Here is a 15668-nt window from a genome sequence, read left to right on the forward strand (position 1 = left end):
ACCCCATGACTCACACCGAAGGCGGCGGAAACCAGGCCGGGGCGAGCGGGTCCTCGGTGGTGGTGATGCGTAACAGGGTGCGCTCACCCAGCGGCGGCAGGGCGTCCAGCGCGAACCAGCCCACCTCGAGCGACTCGTCGCCGTCCGGGCGGGCCTCACCGCCGACCGCCCGGCACTGGAACCAGACCGTGAGGTATTGGCAGTGGTCCCCGTTGGGATACACGGTCTCGTGCATGCCGACCCCGCCGACCCGCTCGATCTCGGCGATGATGCCGGTCTCTTCCAGGACCTCCCGCAGCGCCGCGTCGGACGGCTGCTCGCCCGGCTCGATCATGCCGGCCGGCAGGCCCCACCGGCCGTCGTCGCCGCGGCGCATCAGCAGGACGCGGCCCTCGTCGTCACGGACCACCGCGGCGGCGCCGGGCAGCAGGAGCAGGTCGTTACCGACGTGGGCGCGCATGGCCGTCACGTAGGGGGAGGCGGGCATGCCCGCAAGATTATCTGCTGTGCCAGCTGACAGGTATGCCACAGCGAATGCCAAAAATGCGGTCATAGCGTGACGCCGCGGCTCTTCCCGGCCGCCGGGAGCCGTGCTGGACCGACGCCCCGACTCTTCGTTGCCCGGGAGGGCGTCGTGGCACAACCCACCCGAGATCGCTACTTCGATCTGCTGCGAGTCCTGGCAATCGTGCGCGTGTCGGTGTTCCACATGTTCCCGTTCGTCGTGCTGGAACTCGCGTTCCCGTCGATGGGAGTCATGTTCGCCCTCGCCGGGTCGCTGATGGCGAACTCCCTCGCCAAGCAACCCAACCCGCTGAAGGTGATCTACGGGCGGGTGCGGCGGCTGCTGCCCGCGCTGTGGATGCTCGCCGCGGTGGTGGTGCCGGCCATGTTCCTGGTCGGCTGGGAGAACAAGCCGCCGCTGTGGCACCTGATCACCTGGCTGATCCCGTTCGCCGACCCGCCGTCGAGCACCTTCGGCCTGCAGGCCGCGGAGGTGTTGTGGTACCTGGTGACCTACCTGTGGCTGGTGATGCTGTCACCGGTGCTGCTGTGGCTGTACAAGAAGGCCCGGCTCGCCACGATTCTGCTGCCCATCGCCCTGATGGCCGCGCTGACCGTGTGGCCGATCTGGCCGGCCGACGCCATCGAGGAGGTCGGCACCGACCTGCTCGTCTTCGCCGCCTGCTGGATCATCGGGTTCGCCCACCGTGACGGCACCCTGCGCCGCATCCCCGCCATGGTCGTCATCCCGCTCGCCGCAGCCTGTGTGGCCGGCGGCCTGTACTGGTCGCACACCCACCCCGACGACGGCGGCCTGAAGTACATCCCGGTCGCCTACGCCATCTACAACGTCGGTTTCGTGCTCGCGCTGCTGCGCTGGAACCCGAGCATGGCGTGGCTGGAACGCCGCCCCGGCCTTACCAAGTGGGTGTCGCTGATCAACGCCCGCGCGGTGACCATCTACCTGTGGAACAACATCGCCATCGCGTTCTGCTTCGCGATCGGCGACGTCTTCGAGGTGTGGCGTCTCGGCCGCTTCTTCGAGGTCGGCTACGCGGTCATCGCCCTGGTCCTGCTGGCCAACGCCGTCCTGATGTTCGGCTGGGTCGAAGACCTGGCCGCCCGCCGCAAGCCCCGCTTCCTGCCCTGGCCTTCGTCGGCCGCGGAACCCCGCCGCGACGCTCCGGCCGCGGCACCCGCTGCTCCGGTGTCTCCGGCTCCCGCCATGGCCGGCCCGATGGCCGACACCGCCGAACTCGTCGGCGCGGCCGTCGGCTCTCCGACAGGTTGGGCGGACCGCGACATGTCCGCCGGCCACCGGGGCCCGGGCCTGACCGTCAACCGCGTCCCCCGCACCAGCGGCGCCACCAACCCGGCACGAGTCGTCCCATCGGTCCCGTCAGCGCGCGGCTCGGCCGCGGTAAACGGCTCGGCCGCGGTAAACGGCTCGGCCGCGGTAAACGGCGCGGGGTCGGTGAACGGCTCGGCCGCGCGGAACGGCACGGGGCCGGTAAGCCGCACGGGGTCGGTTAACGGCACAGGGCCGGTTAACGGCACGGGTATCCCGGCGCGTGGTGCGACCGGCGGCCGCCCGCAACGCACCGGCCGGCCATCGACCCCGTGGGAGCAGATCCGCCGGGGCTCCGGCGTCCGGCGATACGAGGAGATCACCGAACAACTGCCGGCCCAGCCGACCGTGAACGGCCACCCCCGAACCGGCGACCGGCCGCAACCGCCCCACCCCGGCCGGCGATGACCAGCGCGCTGGTCGCCGCCCGGCACGACCGGGGCGGGCCGACAGCGGCCGGGGCGGCGCAGTGCCGGTCGGGCACGTCCGGATCGGCTACGCCCGGGGCCTCCACCGTTCGGTCGTCCCTGGACACCCAGCTCGACTCGCTCACGTCCGCCAGCGTCACCCGGTTCTTCTCCGAGAAGGTCTCCACTCGCGTGGCGACGCGGTCTGCACTCGCAGAGCCTAGGATCAGCCGTCGACCGCGCGCAGCCGCTGGTGGATGCGCAGGGTGACGTGGAGCTCCGCGACCGGCGGTTCGCCCGCGTCGAGCAGGACGATGTTGCCAGTGATGAGTCGTACGCCCGGGTGGTCGGGACCGAACTTGGCGAACGCGATCCGCTCGGCCTCTGCGAACTCCCGGCGGGCCTCGTCGTGCCGGCCGAGAGCGTGGATCGCCAGGCCCAGATTGTTGCGGTAGACGGCCATACGATGATGGTCACTTCCGTACTTCGGTTCGGTGTCGTCGATGGCGGTCCTCTGCTCCGACGCGGCCGCTCGCGGCTGCCCCAGCCGGAGCAACGTGTTGCCGAAGGCGCTCCGGACGGCGGCCGTGCGAGGATGGTCGGGGCCGAACGTCCGCTCACAGGTCCGCAGTGCTTCTCCGAGTGTGTCGAGGGCCTCCTCCGCTCGGTTCGACATGTACAGCGCCGGTCCTAGGTTGTTCTGGATCACGAGGATCCAGGTGCCGGTCCGGGGCCCGGGCTCGCGGATCACACCTAGCGCACGCCGGTGCCACTGCTCGCTCGCCTCGCCTCGGCCCTCGGCGAGCAGCAGAGCCCCGATGTTCGTGTAGAGGACGGCGGACGAGGCGTGGTCGGCCAGGCCGAGCGCCTCCACGACCGTCAGGGCCTCTTCGAAGGCGTCGTGCGCGCCCGCGTGGTCGCCCAGATCGTGCCGGACCGCCCCGAGGTTCACGAAGATCGGCAGTGCCTGGGGGATCCGGCGCGCGCCATACGCCGTGCACGTGGCGTCCAGAGCGGATTCGAGTTGCCGCACCGCGTCCTCGAAGAATCCCCGGTACTGCAGGACGCCGGCCAGGTCGTTGCGGCGCGGCGGAACCCGGACGTCGTTCTCACCGAACCTCCGGCCGGTGATGGCGAGGGCCTTCTCGTATTGGACCTGCGCGTCCGGCATCCGGCCGAGGTCCTGCAGCGTGCGGCCGAGGTTGCTGCAGATGGCCGCAATCACCGGCGAGTCGGACGGGTAGCCCCCACTAGCGTCGGCCAGGGCTCGCTCAAGTTCCTCCTCGGCGGGCCGGAGTTTGCCCGTCTCCTGCAGGTAGCGGCCGTAGCGGCTGCGAATCGTGGCAGTCTTGGCAGGCGCGACCCCGCTCGACTCGGCCTCGCGCAGGGCGTCCAGGAGCTGCTCGACGGCACCGGGCGATGCCTGATCGTGGAGAACGCCGCCGAGCTTGCTCCGCAGCCGTGCCTCCTGCAGTGCCCGGTCCGGCCCTGGCGGAAGGTATTCGATCAGGGTCAGGGCGCGACGCAGAGCACCGTCCGCGTCGGCCAGACGCCCGACGCGGTGGAGGTACACCCCGGCTAGATCGAAGAGGCGGACGAAGATGGGCACCTCGATTCCGCTCGCGGCGTCGGTGTCGAGCAGAAGCTTGAGATGGTCGACCAGGCCGCGTACGTGGGGCACGAGGCGATCCGCCTGGTTCCGGCTGTCGATCCGTAGGTCGTCGGTGGGTGCGATGGTGATGATCCACGCCGCGATGGCGTTGATCCACGTCACCTGTTCCTCGTTGCTGAGCCGCTCTCGCGCGTACGACTGCACGAGCCGGTGGATACGCATGCCGCGGTTCGCCGCCGAGACGATCGAGTAGCGGGAAAGCACCCCGACGGCGTCGTCGAATCGCAGGCGCACGCTCAGATCTCGGCGCAGCTCGCGGGGCATCTTGCCAATGTGCCGGGCCAGCAGGTCCCGGGGCAGGTCATCCGGGTAGAGGAACGAGCAGAGCGTCAGCAGCGCGGCGGCCTCGGGGGACTTCCGGATCTCCTCCGTGCTCAGATCCAGCGTCCGGTTCATGTTGTCCTGGTGAAACGCCGGTCGCCCACGGTCCAGCATCTCCCGCTCGCCGACCTCGGCCAGCAGTTCCAGGTAGTCGGCCGGTTCCAGGCCGGTGTCTTCCATGTACGCGGCAGCCTGCTCGAGGACCAGCGGGAGGTATCCGAGCCGCCACGCGACCGCACGCCTATCGTCCTCAGCCGCGGCGCTCCCGTCCGGGCCCTGATCGCCGCGCAGCCTCTTGCCGAGAAAGGCGACCGCCTCGGACTCCCGCATGACCGGTAGCTCGACCGGAGCGGCGACCCGACGCCAACTCGGATTGCGCGAGGAGATCAGGACGTGGCCGGACTGCGGCGGCCAGTACTTCTCGATCTGTTCCGGCGAATCGGCGTTGTCGAAGATCAGAAGCCAGCGGCCGCGCTGAGTGAGCGCGTTCCACACGGCGGTCACCGTGTCGTCGACGAAGTTGTGCTGGGTGATCGCCATCTGACTGGCGAGGCCGGTGATCGCGGTCGAGATCGACTCGTTCTGCTCGGCCGGGATCCACCAGATGATGTCGTACTCGACGGCGAAGCGATACGCGTACTCGATCAGCAGCTGGGTCTTTCCGATGCCGCCGAGCCCGTGAACCGTCTGCGCGGGTGTCACCACGGCCGGTCCCAGGCGTGCGGAGATCGCGGCATGCAGGCGGTCGATCTCGGCGACACGGCCGGTGAAGTTCGGGTTGCGCGGCGGCAGGTTCTGGATCGGTGCGGGCCGGCCGGGGAAACGCGGCGGGGGCGCGGCCCCCGGAGGACGGCTATCCCGCATGGACAGGGGCACGATACCGTCGACGATCAGCGTCCGCGCCAGTTCCTCATCCTGCTCGGCCGCGGCGAGGTCGATGATGCGGTCGAACCGCAGAACCTCGGGCACCGGCGCCGGTTCGACCACGACGGCGATCACTGGCGACCCATCGGACGTCCGCTGCCGGAGCGCGACCAGCCATTCCCGGCTGGCGTACAGCGAGTTCGCGAAGGCCGGCGACAGTAGCACGACGATCGTGCTCGCCTCCCGCACCGATTGTCCGGCCAGGTCGTCGTAGTCCTGATCCGGGCTGAAGTCCCACCACTGCCGGGCGACCGTCATCCCGGCCCGGGTGAGCACGGTCCCGACCCAGCCCGCCCACGCCTGATCCTGGCGGATGAAACTGATGAGCAAGTCCGTCTGACGTCGCTCCTCAGCCATGATCGGGGGCCGCTCGCTAGTGGTTCCGCCGGAAGACGATCTGGCGAATGCCCCACACCGCGTCGAGCCGTTGCGAGGAACCGATCAGCCCGCGCAGGTCCGACTCGAGGTCGGCCAAGCCCTGCGCAGTGAATCGGCCGGTCAGGAATTCGTCGTTCCGCCAGACGGCCAGATTGTTAGTGAACATCGTGGCGACCTGATCGGTACTTGGCCGAACCTCACGCACCGTGCTCGAAAGGCGAATTGCCGACGAGCCGGCATCGACGGCGTCCAGCGTGGACCCGACCTCGAGCCGATTGCCGTAGTGAGCCAGATAGGCGACGACGACCTCCTGATATCGGTCCAGAACCGGGTGCCGGGTGCGTACGTACTCGACCTCGTCCAGTAACAGTAGTCCCCGCTCGTGCAACTGTGTAATCCACAGAGCGACCACATACGCCGGCTCGGTGAGATGGGACAGCAGAAATCGACAGTAGATAAGGTCAGTGGGTGCACCCGGAAGCGGCATCTCGGTCACATCGTGCTTTGTGAACGACACTGCACCCGCGTACGGTGTCGAGTGCGCAGGAGCGGTATCAGGCATCCGCGAGCTCAGCAACCAGTTGACGGCTGGGCTGGCGTCAGCACAGAGAGCCACCGAATGCGAGGAGCGATGTTGTTGAGACCGCACTTGCATCCGAGCTTGTACTGTCGCCCAAGCGACAAGGTCATTATGAACCTTGAGTGTCGTCCGATCGGTTGATACGGGGCGTTAAGGGAGGCTGGTTAGGGTCTTCCGGGACGATATTGGAGACACAGTCACTGCGATGAGGCCAACCCGGCGACTTGGAAGCCAAAGCCGGTTTTATGATGATGACCGATGTTTCGAAAGTGGCCCGTTTATACCCCGGAATCCCATTCATGCAAAGATATTTATTTGACGCGCCAAGGATTGAATTATATGCCAACCAGAAAGATCCAACATAAGAATGGAGATCGGGCGGTCACGGCCGTTCGACGAATTTGGGAAGAAGCTGGTGCCGCAGTCGATGAGATAAAGCATGACTATGGCGAGGACCTTTTGGTGCAGACCTGCCTGGGCGACATAATGGATGCCAGTCGAATCTGGGTCCAGGTAAAAGGTGTGCAGAGGACGGGTCAAAGCTTCCGTAACGGGCGCGGGTCACGCAATGTAAGGATCAAGCCCGGTCACCTCGGGCGGTGGATCCGCGGCGTCGATCTCGTAGTTGTGGTGCTATGGGACATCGACAACCAGATGGGATGGTTCACGGAGATACCGAGTATGGAGTTCCAGGTCGAGTTGGCGCGGCACGGCGTCTGGAGTGTCGACGCTCAGGCGAGAGCCGAACTCCCGTTCCCCATCGCAGCGAACAATCGATTTGACGTCGCCGTCGCGCACCGATTGAGCTGGCATGCCCGGCTCGACAATTATGCCACGCACGTTCGGGTTCTCGAAAGTTTAGTATCGCACATCGAACGCAATAATGAACTAGCAGATCTTAGCCGACAAATCATCGAAGTCGAGCCGTACAAATTAACTAGCATCTACCTTGCTGTCAACGCAATGCTTGATCTGGGCATCCTGGAGAAAAGTCCAGGTTCTCCGGCCGCAGTGAGTTCCGCCTTCCAAGAGCGCCTTGAAACAGATCTGGCGGACTGCCTCGAGATACCAATGCCAGACGTTCTTCCGGAGGGCTCCACCCCCCAGGCGCTCCGGCATTTTCGTGCGATCGGAATGGCCTGCATCCGGCAGGCTCAGGAAAAGAGTGGCACTGCTCTCGACGGCGCCATGGCCATTCAGTTCGGAAACATCGTTCATGGGCTGCTTCTCGACGAATCGAGCGGTTTGTGTGATGTCTGCGATTGTGTGTCCGAGGCTGAGATTGCGTGAAGGGATACCCCGGGCCGCGGGGCGACCCATATTCAGGAAAGACCCGGCCTTCCGATGCGTATTCACCAAGATCAGGTGCGCTCTTCAGCCGCGATCCGAGCGCCAGCCCACGTCGACCAGTTACTCATCGTGAGTGATGGACGGAGGTCGGTCGACAGCCCCGCCGTCGCAGTCTTCTGCGCTCGCGGTCGGTGGAGTTGCTTGCGCGGTGATGGTGCGTGCTGTGATGCCGGGGAAGCTCGGCATGCCGAGTTCGATGGCCGTGGTGTGTCGTTGGCGGGTGATGTCGGTCTGGGCGAGCTTCTCCTTGGCGGCGGCGAGGCTGATGCGGAGTCCTTCGGCTTCGCCGAGCCAGCCTTCATGTTGGGCTTCGGCGATGCGGGCGGTGAGGTTGTCGCGGATGTCGATCAGGCGTTGCCGCTGGCCGGGATCAACGCGAAGGAGTGGGCAACGAACGCAGCTGTGCTCGTGAATACAGCTGGTGCCATAGGCTCGGCCGCAGTCGCCGAGGGCGAGCCGGCGGCGTTCGAAATGGCCGAGAAACTCGTCCCATTCCGCGTCGGTGGGGTGGCGGTATTCTTCGCTGGGGCGCAGGCTGCGGCGGCGGGCGATGAAGGCCCGATGCCCGTTGATTGCTTCCTCGGGATAGACGGCTTTATAGCCCATGGTGGTGTTTATGTCCTTGTGCCCCAATAGAAGTTGAGCGATATGGGGCGGCATCCCGTTCATGATGGCGTCGGTGGTGAAGATTCTCCGGAAGTCGTGGGGTCGCCACTGCAGAGGCTGGCCGGTGGAACTGGTAAGTCCGGTGCGGGAGAGGGCGTCGCTGATGAGGATGCGGATCCCGGCGATCGGGATCGGCCGGGTCTCCAGGGCGATGGCGCGTTGGAACAGCAGCGGGATCGGCGGGTTCCAGACCTTTTCGTGGTGGTCGTAGGCGACCACGAGCGGGACGCTGCCGTCCGGGTTGCGGATTCGACAGACGATCGCGGAGAGCATGTCGGCCAGCTCCGGCAAGATGACCAGCAGCCGTTCTTCGTCGGTTTTGGACGGCGGGATCTGCAGCAGCGGGATCAGCTCGCCGCTGGCCGGCGTCTGGTAATGGACCAGGCTGTGGTGGGAGAGTTCGGTGAGTTCCTCAACCCGGATCCCGGTGGTGCGTAGCACCTCGACTGCGGCCCAGGCCCAGAACGCGTTGTCTTCCTCCCGGATCAGGTCGTGGCGGTGTCCGGTGACCGGTTCTTCGGCCCAGACGCGCGGCGAGTGGCGGTGAAGAACGGCGAGCCGCAACGTGACGCCGTCGACGGTGAAGGTCGCCCCGGGTTGGGCCGTCCGGGCTGCGGCCAGGCGGGCCGCAGCGGCCTTGCGCTCGCGGTCGACGGCCTCGACGAGGACTGGCAGGACCGGCAACTGGTCGCGGGTGCGCTGGTCCATGCGGGCCTTGCGACGCGAGTTCATCTTCTTGTGCTGGATATCGGAGGCCCGGATCGGACACGGGACGGCCCACGGCCCCCAGCGGGCCGGGTCGTCAAGAGCCCACTGGGCGAGATCGAGATAGAAGCTGCGCACCGTGGTCAGGGCATCGGCGGCGGTGCCGCGCTCGACCGTGGTTTCGATGATCTCGCCGTCCGCGCCGCGGGACCGGACGATCCGGGTGCGGATCCGTTGTTTCCAGGCGGCGGCTGTCTCGGGGCTCAGCCGCAGGGAGTCGATGCCCGGCTGATGGCGTTCCAGGTCCTTCCAGAACCACAGCACCAACGTGGTGGCCAGTGACGTGAGGGTGCCGTAGTCGATCGCGGGTTGCCGCTCACGCAGGTAGTCGACCAGCAGGTCCCGCACCGGCCGGCAGGTCACCTGATAGCGGTCGACCAGCTGCTCGACAGGGACCTGGCCGGCGAACACCGGACTGAACATGCGGACGGTGGGCGGGGCGTCGGCGGGAAAATGCCCGGTTGCGTGCAGCAGTTGATAGAAGACCGGGCTGGACCGGGTTTGTCCGGGCAACACCTCTCTGCTGATCCTCATCGACTCGAGGCAGTCGCCGATCGTGACGTCGCGAACCGCGCCGCCCTTGGCCGCCATGATCAGCGCGATTTTCTCGATGGCGGGGATCATGGTCGCGTCGCCGACCGTGTTGAGCAGACGAGCGGCTCGCAGGTCGGCGATGCCCTGTGGGTCACGGACCTTGGCCATTTCGTTCGCGATCCGCAACGGCGACGAGGTGGCCATGAGCCAGCCCAGCGACGGCCGCAGGTAGTCGCCGCCGATCAGCTGGATCAGGCCCGTGCCGAGGATCTTGCGGACGTAGCCCGGGTGCCGGTCCAGGAGCCCGGCTGCTGCAAGGTCGGCTGACACTTGGAGCCGCCAATCCCGCTGGCCGTCGCGGCTGGCGCCGGTGGCGTCCCATCGTTGCTGCCAGGTCTGCCCGGGATAGAGCTCCAGCCAGTCGAGCACCGCCTGCAACGACGCTTTGCGGCGGCGGAACCAGCCGATCTGCCCCTCGACTCCGCCCTTCTCGTGGGCGCCCTGCAGACCGGGCTGGCAGTAGAACGCGTCGACCGAGAAATGCGATCGGAAAGCGGTCCAGCGGGTCGTTTCGACGCGCTGCCGGGAGAAGCCGAGGACCTGCGCGACCGCGGCCCGCAGGTTGTCGTAGCGGATCTTCCCGGTCGGGACGCCGCCGAGCACGGTGAAGGCGTGGACGTGGCCTTCCAGGAACGCCTCGGTCCCGCCGGACGCGAAAATTCGGTGCACGGCCTTGCCGGAGAAGGACAGCCGCAGGGCGAACAGCATGCAGGTCACCGGCTCGCCGCGCAGGTTGATGGTGACTTCGCCGAAGTCGACTTCCGCTTCCTCGGCCGGCCGGTGGGTCTGGGGGAAGAACACGTTGACCGGTCCGCGGCCGGCCTCAACGCGGATCTTCGGTTTGCGGTCGGCGACGTAGCGGCGCACCACCGAATAGGAGACGCCCTGCATGTCGTGCTCGGCGATCAGCCGGTCATAGATCCTGGTCACCGTATGCCGTTGCTTGCGCGGCGCGTCCAGATCCGTGCGCAAGATGTCGTCGATGATCGTCTTGTAATCATCCAGCTTCGACGCCCGCGGCGGCATTGCCTTGCGCGGCGCCGGCCACGCCGACTCCAGAGCGGCGCGGATCGTGCGCCGGCTGACGGCGTATTTGCCGGCCATCGCCCGCACCGACATTCCCGCGCGGGCGTCGCGGCGGATCGCCGCGAACAGGTCGACCTTCGACATCAGCGGCATCGGCGCGCTCCCGTCCAGACCTGCCGATGCTCCCACCTGCCCGGGTGGGTCCGAAACTCGTGAACATCGAATCCACCCGATCGAGGTGGGACCCGAAATCGCGACCAAAACGCAGGCCAACCCCCATCTCAAGGGCGACGGGAAGCCCGGCTTTACCGGGCGACGGTGGCGACGGACGGATGGCGCCATGACGTTCGCAGCGGTCTGCGTCCTGGGAGGCGGGTATCGCGCTCACCCGGCATCGCCGAGCGGGCCGGCGGCTTCCGCGCCGACCCGCCGAAGCGCCGGCGGGTCAGCCGGCAGTGTGGCGGGGTTGGGCCGTCGCGGTGAGGAACTGAGTCTGGATGAGCATTGGTTGTCCGTCCACCGGGAGCTCGAAGTGGTTGACGGCAGTCACCTCATCGGTGTTGTCGACTTTCCAGCCGGTGCCTTGCAGCAGGGTGAGCCATGCGTCGCGGGACTTGATGGTGCGCAGCGGGCCGGCACCACCGAACATGACCTCATCGACGGTGTCGACGACGTGCGGGGAGTCCAGCCCGGCGGGGTGGACTTCGGCGGTGATCGCCAGCGTGCTGCCCGGGGCGGCGCGGCGGGACAGTGCGTCGAGCAGCCGGGCGACGTCATCGGGGTCGAGAAACAGCAGCAGGTGCTCGCCGAGAAACAGCGACGGCCGACTGGCGTCGTGGTGCGCGCCGGCCAGCAGGTCCGCGGCGTTGTCGGTGTGCAGGTCGGCGGGGATGAGCGAGAGCTTGCTCGTGTCGGCGCCCATCGCGGCCAGCCGCCGCTGCTTGTCGTTGATGATGTGCGGCAGGTCAAGCTCGAAGTACGTCACCTCGGGGTGCCGGAAGCGCAGGGCGCGATCGTCGTACCCGGCTCCGACATTGACGATCTGGCGGTGTCCGGTGGCGATGGCATCGAGAACACCCTGATCGAAGTAGGGGGCCCGGGGTGCCAGCAGATCAAGGGACAGCTTGATATCGCTGGGCTGCCCGTCCGGGTCGTCCGCAGTCATGCCCCGGACCAGCTCGCGCTGGGCCGCGTCGTCGCCATCGGGCGTGTGCGGACGGGCGAACTCCGCTCGCCCAAGCGCGCAGACCTCGCGGATCATCGTCAGCATCGGATTCTCCTGCATCATGGATTTCCCATCCCTTCGAGGGTCATGTAGGCGCCTCTGCCACAACACTTAGAAGCCTAAGCCTTAGCTATCTAAGTGTCAAGACCGGCAATCGGCCCTGTTATGGTCACCGGCAACGTTTGCCCATGGGGCGATAACGGAGGGAAGGTTAGAGTTCTGAGTATGGAAGTGGCGCAGGGGAAAGCTGAGCAGGCACTCGATCAGCTCCGCTGGATTGGCTGGGCGCAGGCCAAGGCCGGTGAGGACTGGCTGCGGGAGCGTGAGCTGACCTTCCAACAGTCAGTCGTCCTGCGATACCTGGTCGACAATCCCGGGGTGATCCAGCGCGATATCGTGGCGCTGACCCGAACGACGGAAGCGAGCGTGTCCAGCCTTCTACTGGGCCTCGAACGCCGAGGCCTCATCGAACGCCGCGTTGAAGCCGGCAACGCGCGCAGCAAACGGGTCTACGCGACCCCGGCAGGCCTGACACTCGCCGACGGTCTCGACGAAGCGATGGCAGCAGTCGGCGAAGCGATCCTGGCCCCGCTCGACGCCACGGAACGGGTGGCCTTCAACACCATCCTCAACAAGATCACCGCACAGCTCCCCGTCCCGCCACGATCCTGATCACCCTGACGAAACCGTCGGGCGCAAAGGCATCCCAGGTGACACCGTTTCGACCCTGCTCGAAGCCCTCGCCACCACCTCGCCGTGCCCCTCTACCCGGCCCGAGTGCATCCGCCGTCAGCGACAACGCCACACCAAGCTCCCACAACCAGGGTGGGTCCCAAACTCACGCCCACAGAAATCCGTGCGCAGACGGCGGACACCTAACTCGAGCCCAACTGGGACCGTTTCTTGCGCTCAGAACCAGTCCCGCCCGTCGCCAGCGATCATGCGGCAGCCGGCGACTCCAGGCCCTGCCGAAACGGGCACCAGCAGATCGCGGCAGCTTCTATCCTTTCATCGAACGGCTCGCGCCGCACACCGCGGCGATCGCCGCACTGGCCGGCCGCCTGCACACCGAGGACGACGAATCCGGCGCCGTCCTGGAAGTCGTGCGCTACTTCAACGACCAGGAAGCCGAGCAGCACGATCGCAGCGATGCCGCCGGTGCGACCCCGAACCTGTTCGGCTGGCATCTCGACCGTGAGGTTCTGAGTTTCCTCCAGGCCACCGGAGCGGTCCTGGACGTCGATGAGTACGACATGACACCGCACTACGCCGAGGACTGAGCCTCAAACCGCCGTCACCGCACAGGCGGAAACCTGACTGCGGCGCTACAAGGGCTCGCCGGTGCGGGCGGCTCGGGCCACTCCCCAGTCGTAGAGGGCCTGCAGGACCGGGATCAGGGTGCGGCCCTCGTCGGTCAGGTCGTAGTCGACGTGCGGGGGGACCGTGCCGTGGTCGCGGCGTATCACCAGGCCGTCGGCCTCCAGTTCGCGTAAGCGCTGGGTGAGCATTTTCTCGCTGATGCCGGGAGTGAGGCGGCGCAGTTCGCCGTAGCGGTGCACGCCCTCCTTGAGCCGGGCCAGGATCACGGTGCGCCACCGGCCGCCGACCACGTCGACGGTCAGCTCGACCGGGCAGCTGTATCGCTTGGGCACGCACCATTATGTGCGTACTTGCGGCCCACCGGCCCGGCTGGTCAGCTGATCCACATGACACCGACGCTGTACGAGTGGGCCGGCGGCACCGAGGCGTTCGAGCGGCTCACCGACGCCTTCTACGCCCGGGTGGTCACCGACGACCTGCTCGGCCCGCTGTTCGCGCACATGTCGCCGGAGCACGCCCGCGGGGTGGCGGTGTGGCTGGCCGAGGTGTTCGGCGGGCCGGCCGCCTACACCGCACAGCACGGCGGTTACCCGCACATGGTGGCCAAGCATGTCGGGATGGCGATCACCGAGCCGCAGCGGCGCCGCTGGGTCAACCTGATCCAGGACGCCGCCGACGAGGCCGGCCTGCCGGAGGATCCGGAGTTCCGGGCGGCGTTCCTCGGCTACATCGAGTGGGGCACCCGCCTGGCCCGGCTCAACTCGCAGCCGGGCGCCGACGTGGTCCGTGACGCCCCGGTGCCGCACTGGGGCTGGGGCGTCGCACCCCCGTTCAACCCGCCAGCGCAGCCTTGACCAGGGCGAGGGCGGTCTCCGGCGGAATGCCCAGCGCCCGGGTCCGCTCGGCGTAGGCGACCGCGGCCGCCTGGGCCTGCACCGACGTGCCGGTGGCCCGGGCGGTGATCACCGTGCCGGCCCGGCCGCGGGTCTCCACCAGCCCGGCCGCCTCCAGCTCCCGGTAGGCGCGGGCCACCGTGTTGGCCGCCAGACCGAGGTCGGCGGCCAGGATGCGCACGGGCGGGAGTTTCGTGCCGGCCGCCAATACCCCGTCCGCCGCCAGCGTGGCGATCCGCCGCCGTACCTGGTCGTACGGCGGCGTCGGCGAGTACGGGTCGATCGTGATGTCCATCAGAGCAGTTTGGGGGGTGTGTTGCCGGCGGCGACGATGGCGCGGCGGATCGGCACCATCGCGAGCAGCGCCCCACCGACCAGGAAGAACACGACAAGGGAGATGATGCCGAAGCGGTAGCTGTTGGTCAGCTGGAAGACCAGGCCGAACAGCAGCGGGCCGAGCCAGCTGGTGCCCTTGTCGCTGATCTCGTAGAAGCCGTAGTACTCGCCCTCGCGCCCCTCCGGGATGAGCTGCGAATACAGGCTGCGCGACAGGGCCTGGCTGCCGCCCAGGACCAGGCCGATCGCGACACCGAGCAGCATGAACGGCAGGGGTTCGCCGGCCGGCAGCCAGTAGGCGGCGACCACCACGCCGAGCCACAGGGCCAGGCTGAACAGCACGGTCTTGCGGGCGCCGACCTTCGCGGCCATCGCCCCCAGCAGCAGGGCGCCGCCGAACGCGAGGAACTGCACCAGCAGGATCGTGATGATCAGGGTGGACTGTTCGAGGTCGAGTTCCTCGGTGCCGTACTGGCTGGCCAGGGCGATGACGGTCTGGATGCCGTCGTTGTAGATCAAATACGAGAGCAGGAAGAACAAGGTCAGCGGGTACGCTCGGATGTTGCGGATCGTGCCGCCCAACTCCTTGAACCCGTCGATCAGCACGTTGCCGCGGACCCCGGTGGACTCGGCGCCCGGGTGTTCACGCAGCCAGGCCAGGGGGATCAGGGTGAACAACGCCCACCACACGCCGGCCGACACGATGCACCAGCGGGCGATGTCGAGGGTGCGCTGATCGTTGCCGTCGATCGACAGGATGGTGACCGCGACCAGGTTGAACGCCAGCAGCAGACCGCCGCCGAGGTACCCGAGGGCCCAGCCGCGGCTGGACACCTTGTCGCGTTCGTCCGGGCCGGCCAGCTGCGGCAGGAACGAGTTGTAGACGACGATCGACGCCCCACCGGAGATGTTCGCGATCAGGAACAGCAGGCCGCCGAGCAGGTAGTTGCCGCCGGTGACGAACGCGAAGCAGATGGTCGCGGCGGACGCGATGAACGCGGTGACGGCCAGCAACAGCTTCTTGCGGGGCGCACGGTCGGCGATCGCCCCCATCACCGGAAGAACAAAGACCGTCAAGAACACCGAGAGGCTGACGACGTACGGGTAGAAAGAGCCCGCCGCCACCGAGATCCCGAACGGGTGGACCCGCCCGGTGCAGTCGTCGGCGCCCAGTTCACACCCGGCGGCGACCTTGGTGACGCTGGTCAGGAACGGTCCGAGGAAGACGGTCAGCACGGTGGTGGAGAACGCCGAGTTGGCCCAGTCGTAGAAGTACCAGCCGGTGCGTTCCCGGCGGCCGGCCGCGGGTCTGTCGGTGGGGGTGCCGGTGGTCGCGGCCATCAATGTGCTCCCGGTCGT

Annotated in this window: 13 protein-coding genes; 5 read left to right on the forward strand and 8 right to left on the reverse strand. The window is 67.4% G+C overall.

Annotated features, from left to right (window positions below):
- Positions 1–10: 10 nt before the first annotated feature.
- Positions 11–487, reverse strand: a complete 477-nt coding sequence (locus tag Ate02nite_RS24710; RefSeq protein WP_203809477.1) for an NUDIX hydrolase — start codon at positions 485–487, stop codon at positions 11–13.
- A gap of 147 nt (positions 488–634) precedes the next feature.
- On the opposite strand from Ate02nite_RS24710, the gene Ate02nite_RS24715 reads away from it, so the two are divergent.
- Positions 635–2260 carry an acyltransferase family protein gene (locus Ate02nite_RS24715; RefSeq protein ID WP_203809479.1) on the forward strand — a complete coding sequence of 542 codons (1626 nt, stop codon included), beginning with the start codon at positions 635–637 and terminating at the stop codon, positions 2258–2260.
- Between the two features lie 225 nt (positions 2261–2485).
- Here the strand turns inward: Ate02nite_RS24715 and fxsT are convergent, their stop codons facing one another.
- On the reverse strand, positions 2486–5506 hold the full coding sequence (gene fxsT, locus Ate02nite_RS24720; RefSeq protein ID WP_203809481.1) for an FxSxx-COOH system tetratricopeptide repeat protein: 3021 nt from the start codon (positions 5504–5506) through the stop codon (positions 2486–2488).
- 43 nt (positions 5507–5549) lie between these two features.
- Positions 5550–6050, reverse strand: coding sequence for a hypothetical protein (locus tag Ate02nite_RS24725; RefSeq protein ID WP_203809482.1), 501 nt, complete (start codon positions 6048–6050; stop codon positions 5550–5552).
- A 342-nt stretch (positions 6051–6392) separates the two neighbouring features.
- Between Ate02nite_RS24725 and Ate02nite_RS24730 the strand changes: the two genes are divergently transcribed.
- Positions 6393–7424, forward strand: a complete 1032-nt coding sequence (locus Ate02nite_RS24730; RefSeq protein ID WP_203809483.1) for a DUF4365 domain-containing protein — start codon at positions 6393–6395, stop codon at positions 7422–7424.
- Between the two features lie 120 nt (positions 7425–7544).
- On the opposite strand, the gene istA is transcribed toward Ate02nite_RS24730, so the two are convergent.
- Both istA and Ate02nite_RS24740 read right to left on the reverse strand, forming a co-directional pair.
- Positions 7545–10688, reverse strand: coding sequence for an IS21 family transposase (istA, locus tag Ate02nite_RS24735; protein WP_203809484.1), 3144 nt, complete (start codon positions 10686–10688; stop codon positions 7545–7547).
- Positions 10689–10980: 292 nt separating this feature from the next.
- On the reverse strand, positions 10981–11805 hold the full coding sequence (locus Ate02nite_RS24740) for a class I SAM-dependent methyltransferase (RefSeq protein ID WP_203809485.1): 825 nt from the start codon (positions 11803–11805) through the stop codon (positions 10981–10983).
- 180 nt (positions 11806–11985) lie between these two features.
- On the opposite strand from Ate02nite_RS24740, the gene Ate02nite_RS24745 reads away from it, so the two are divergent.
- Positions 11986–12432, forward strand: a complete 447-nt coding sequence (locus Ate02nite_RS24745; RefSeq protein ID WP_203809487.1) for a MarR family winged helix-turn-helix transcriptional regulator — start codon at positions 11986–11988, stop codon at positions 12430–12432.
- Positions 12433–12863: 431 nt separating this feature from the next.
- Complete coding sequence (locus Ate02nite_RS49845; protein WP_354262531.1) at positions 12864–13040, forward strand: hypothetical protein; 177 nt, start codon at positions 12864–12866, stop codon at positions 13038–13040.
- 45 nt (positions 13041–13085) lie between these two features.
- Here Ate02nite_RS49845 and Ate02nite_RS24755 read toward each other — a convergent pair whose 3' ends face one another.
- The gene (locus Ate02nite_RS24755; RefSeq protein ID WP_203809491.1) at positions 13086–13412 is read right to left on the reverse strand and encodes a winged helix-turn-helix transcriptional regulator; all 327 of its coding nucleotides are present in this window, start codon (positions 13410–13412) and stop codon (positions 13086–13088) included.
- 54 nt (positions 13413–13466) lie between these two features.
- Between Ate02nite_RS24755 and Ate02nite_RS24760 the strand changes: the two genes are divergently transcribed.
- Positions 13467–13934 (forward strand): group II truncated hemoglobin, encoded by a 468-nt coding sequence (locus Ate02nite_RS24760; RefSeq protein WP_203809493.1) that lies wholly within the window; start codon positions 13467–13469, stop codon positions 13932–13934.
- Here Ate02nite_RS24760 and Ate02nite_RS24765 read toward each other — a convergent pair.
- Complete coding sequence (locus Ate02nite_RS24765; protein WP_203809495.1) at positions 13912–14268, reverse strand: GntR family transcriptional regulator; 357 nt, start codon at positions 14266–14268, stop codon at positions 13912–13914. The genes Ate02nite_RS24760 and Ate02nite_RS24765 overlap by 23 nt on opposite strands.
- Positions 14268–15650, reverse strand: coding sequence for an MFS transporter (locus tag Ate02nite_RS24770; protein WP_203809497.1), 1383 nt, complete (start codon positions 15648–15650; stop codon positions 14268–14270). The genes Ate02nite_RS24765 and Ate02nite_RS24770 overlap by 1 nt, the downstream gene beginning before the upstream one ends.
- Between the last annotated feature and the right edge of the window lie 18 nt (positions 15651–15668).

Source organism: Paractinoplanes tereljensis (assembly GCF_016862435.1).
Lineage (GTDB): Bacteria > Actinomycetota > Actinomycetes > Mycobacteriales > Micromonosporaceae > Actinoplanes > Actinoplanes tereljensis.

What these genes read in the sequence shown, in the direction of transcription:
- Ate02nite_RS24710 (WP_203809477.1), bottom strand. Translation starts at nt 487, where the DNA reads ATGCCCGCCTCCCCCTACGTGACGGCCATGCGCGCCCACGTCGGTAAC.
- Ate02nite_RS24730 (WP_203809483.1), top strand. Translation starts at nt 6,393, where the DNA reads ATGTTTCGAAAGTGGCCCGTTTATACCCCGGAATCCCATTCATGCAAA.
- istA (WP_203809484.1), bottom strand. Translation starts at nt 10,688, where the DNA reads ATGCCGCTGATGTCGAAGGTCGACCTGTTCGCGGCGATCCGCCGCGAC.
- Ate02nite_RS24740 (WP_203809485.1), bottom strand. Translation starts at nt 11,805, where the DNA reads ATGCTGACGATGATCCGCGAGGTCTGCGCGCTTGGGCGAGCGGAGTTC.
- Ate02nite_RS24745 (WP_203809487.1), top strand. Translation starts at nt 11,986, where the DNA reads ATGGAAGTGGCGCAGGGGAAAGCTGAGCAGGCACTCGATCAGCTCCGC.
- Ate02nite_RS24760 (WP_203809493.1), top strand. Translation starts at nt 13,467, where the DNA reads ATGACACCGACGCTGTACGAGTGGGCCGGCGGCACCGAGGCGTTCGAG.
- Ate02nite_RS24765 (WP_203809495.1), bottom strand. Translation starts at nt 14,268, where the DNA reads ATGGACATCACGATCGACCCGTACTCGCCGACGCCGCCGTACGACCAG.
- Ate02nite_RS24770 (WP_203809497.1), bottom strand. Translation starts at nt 15,650, where the DNA reads ATGGCCGCGACCACCGGCACCCCCACCGACAGACCCGCGGCCGGCCGC.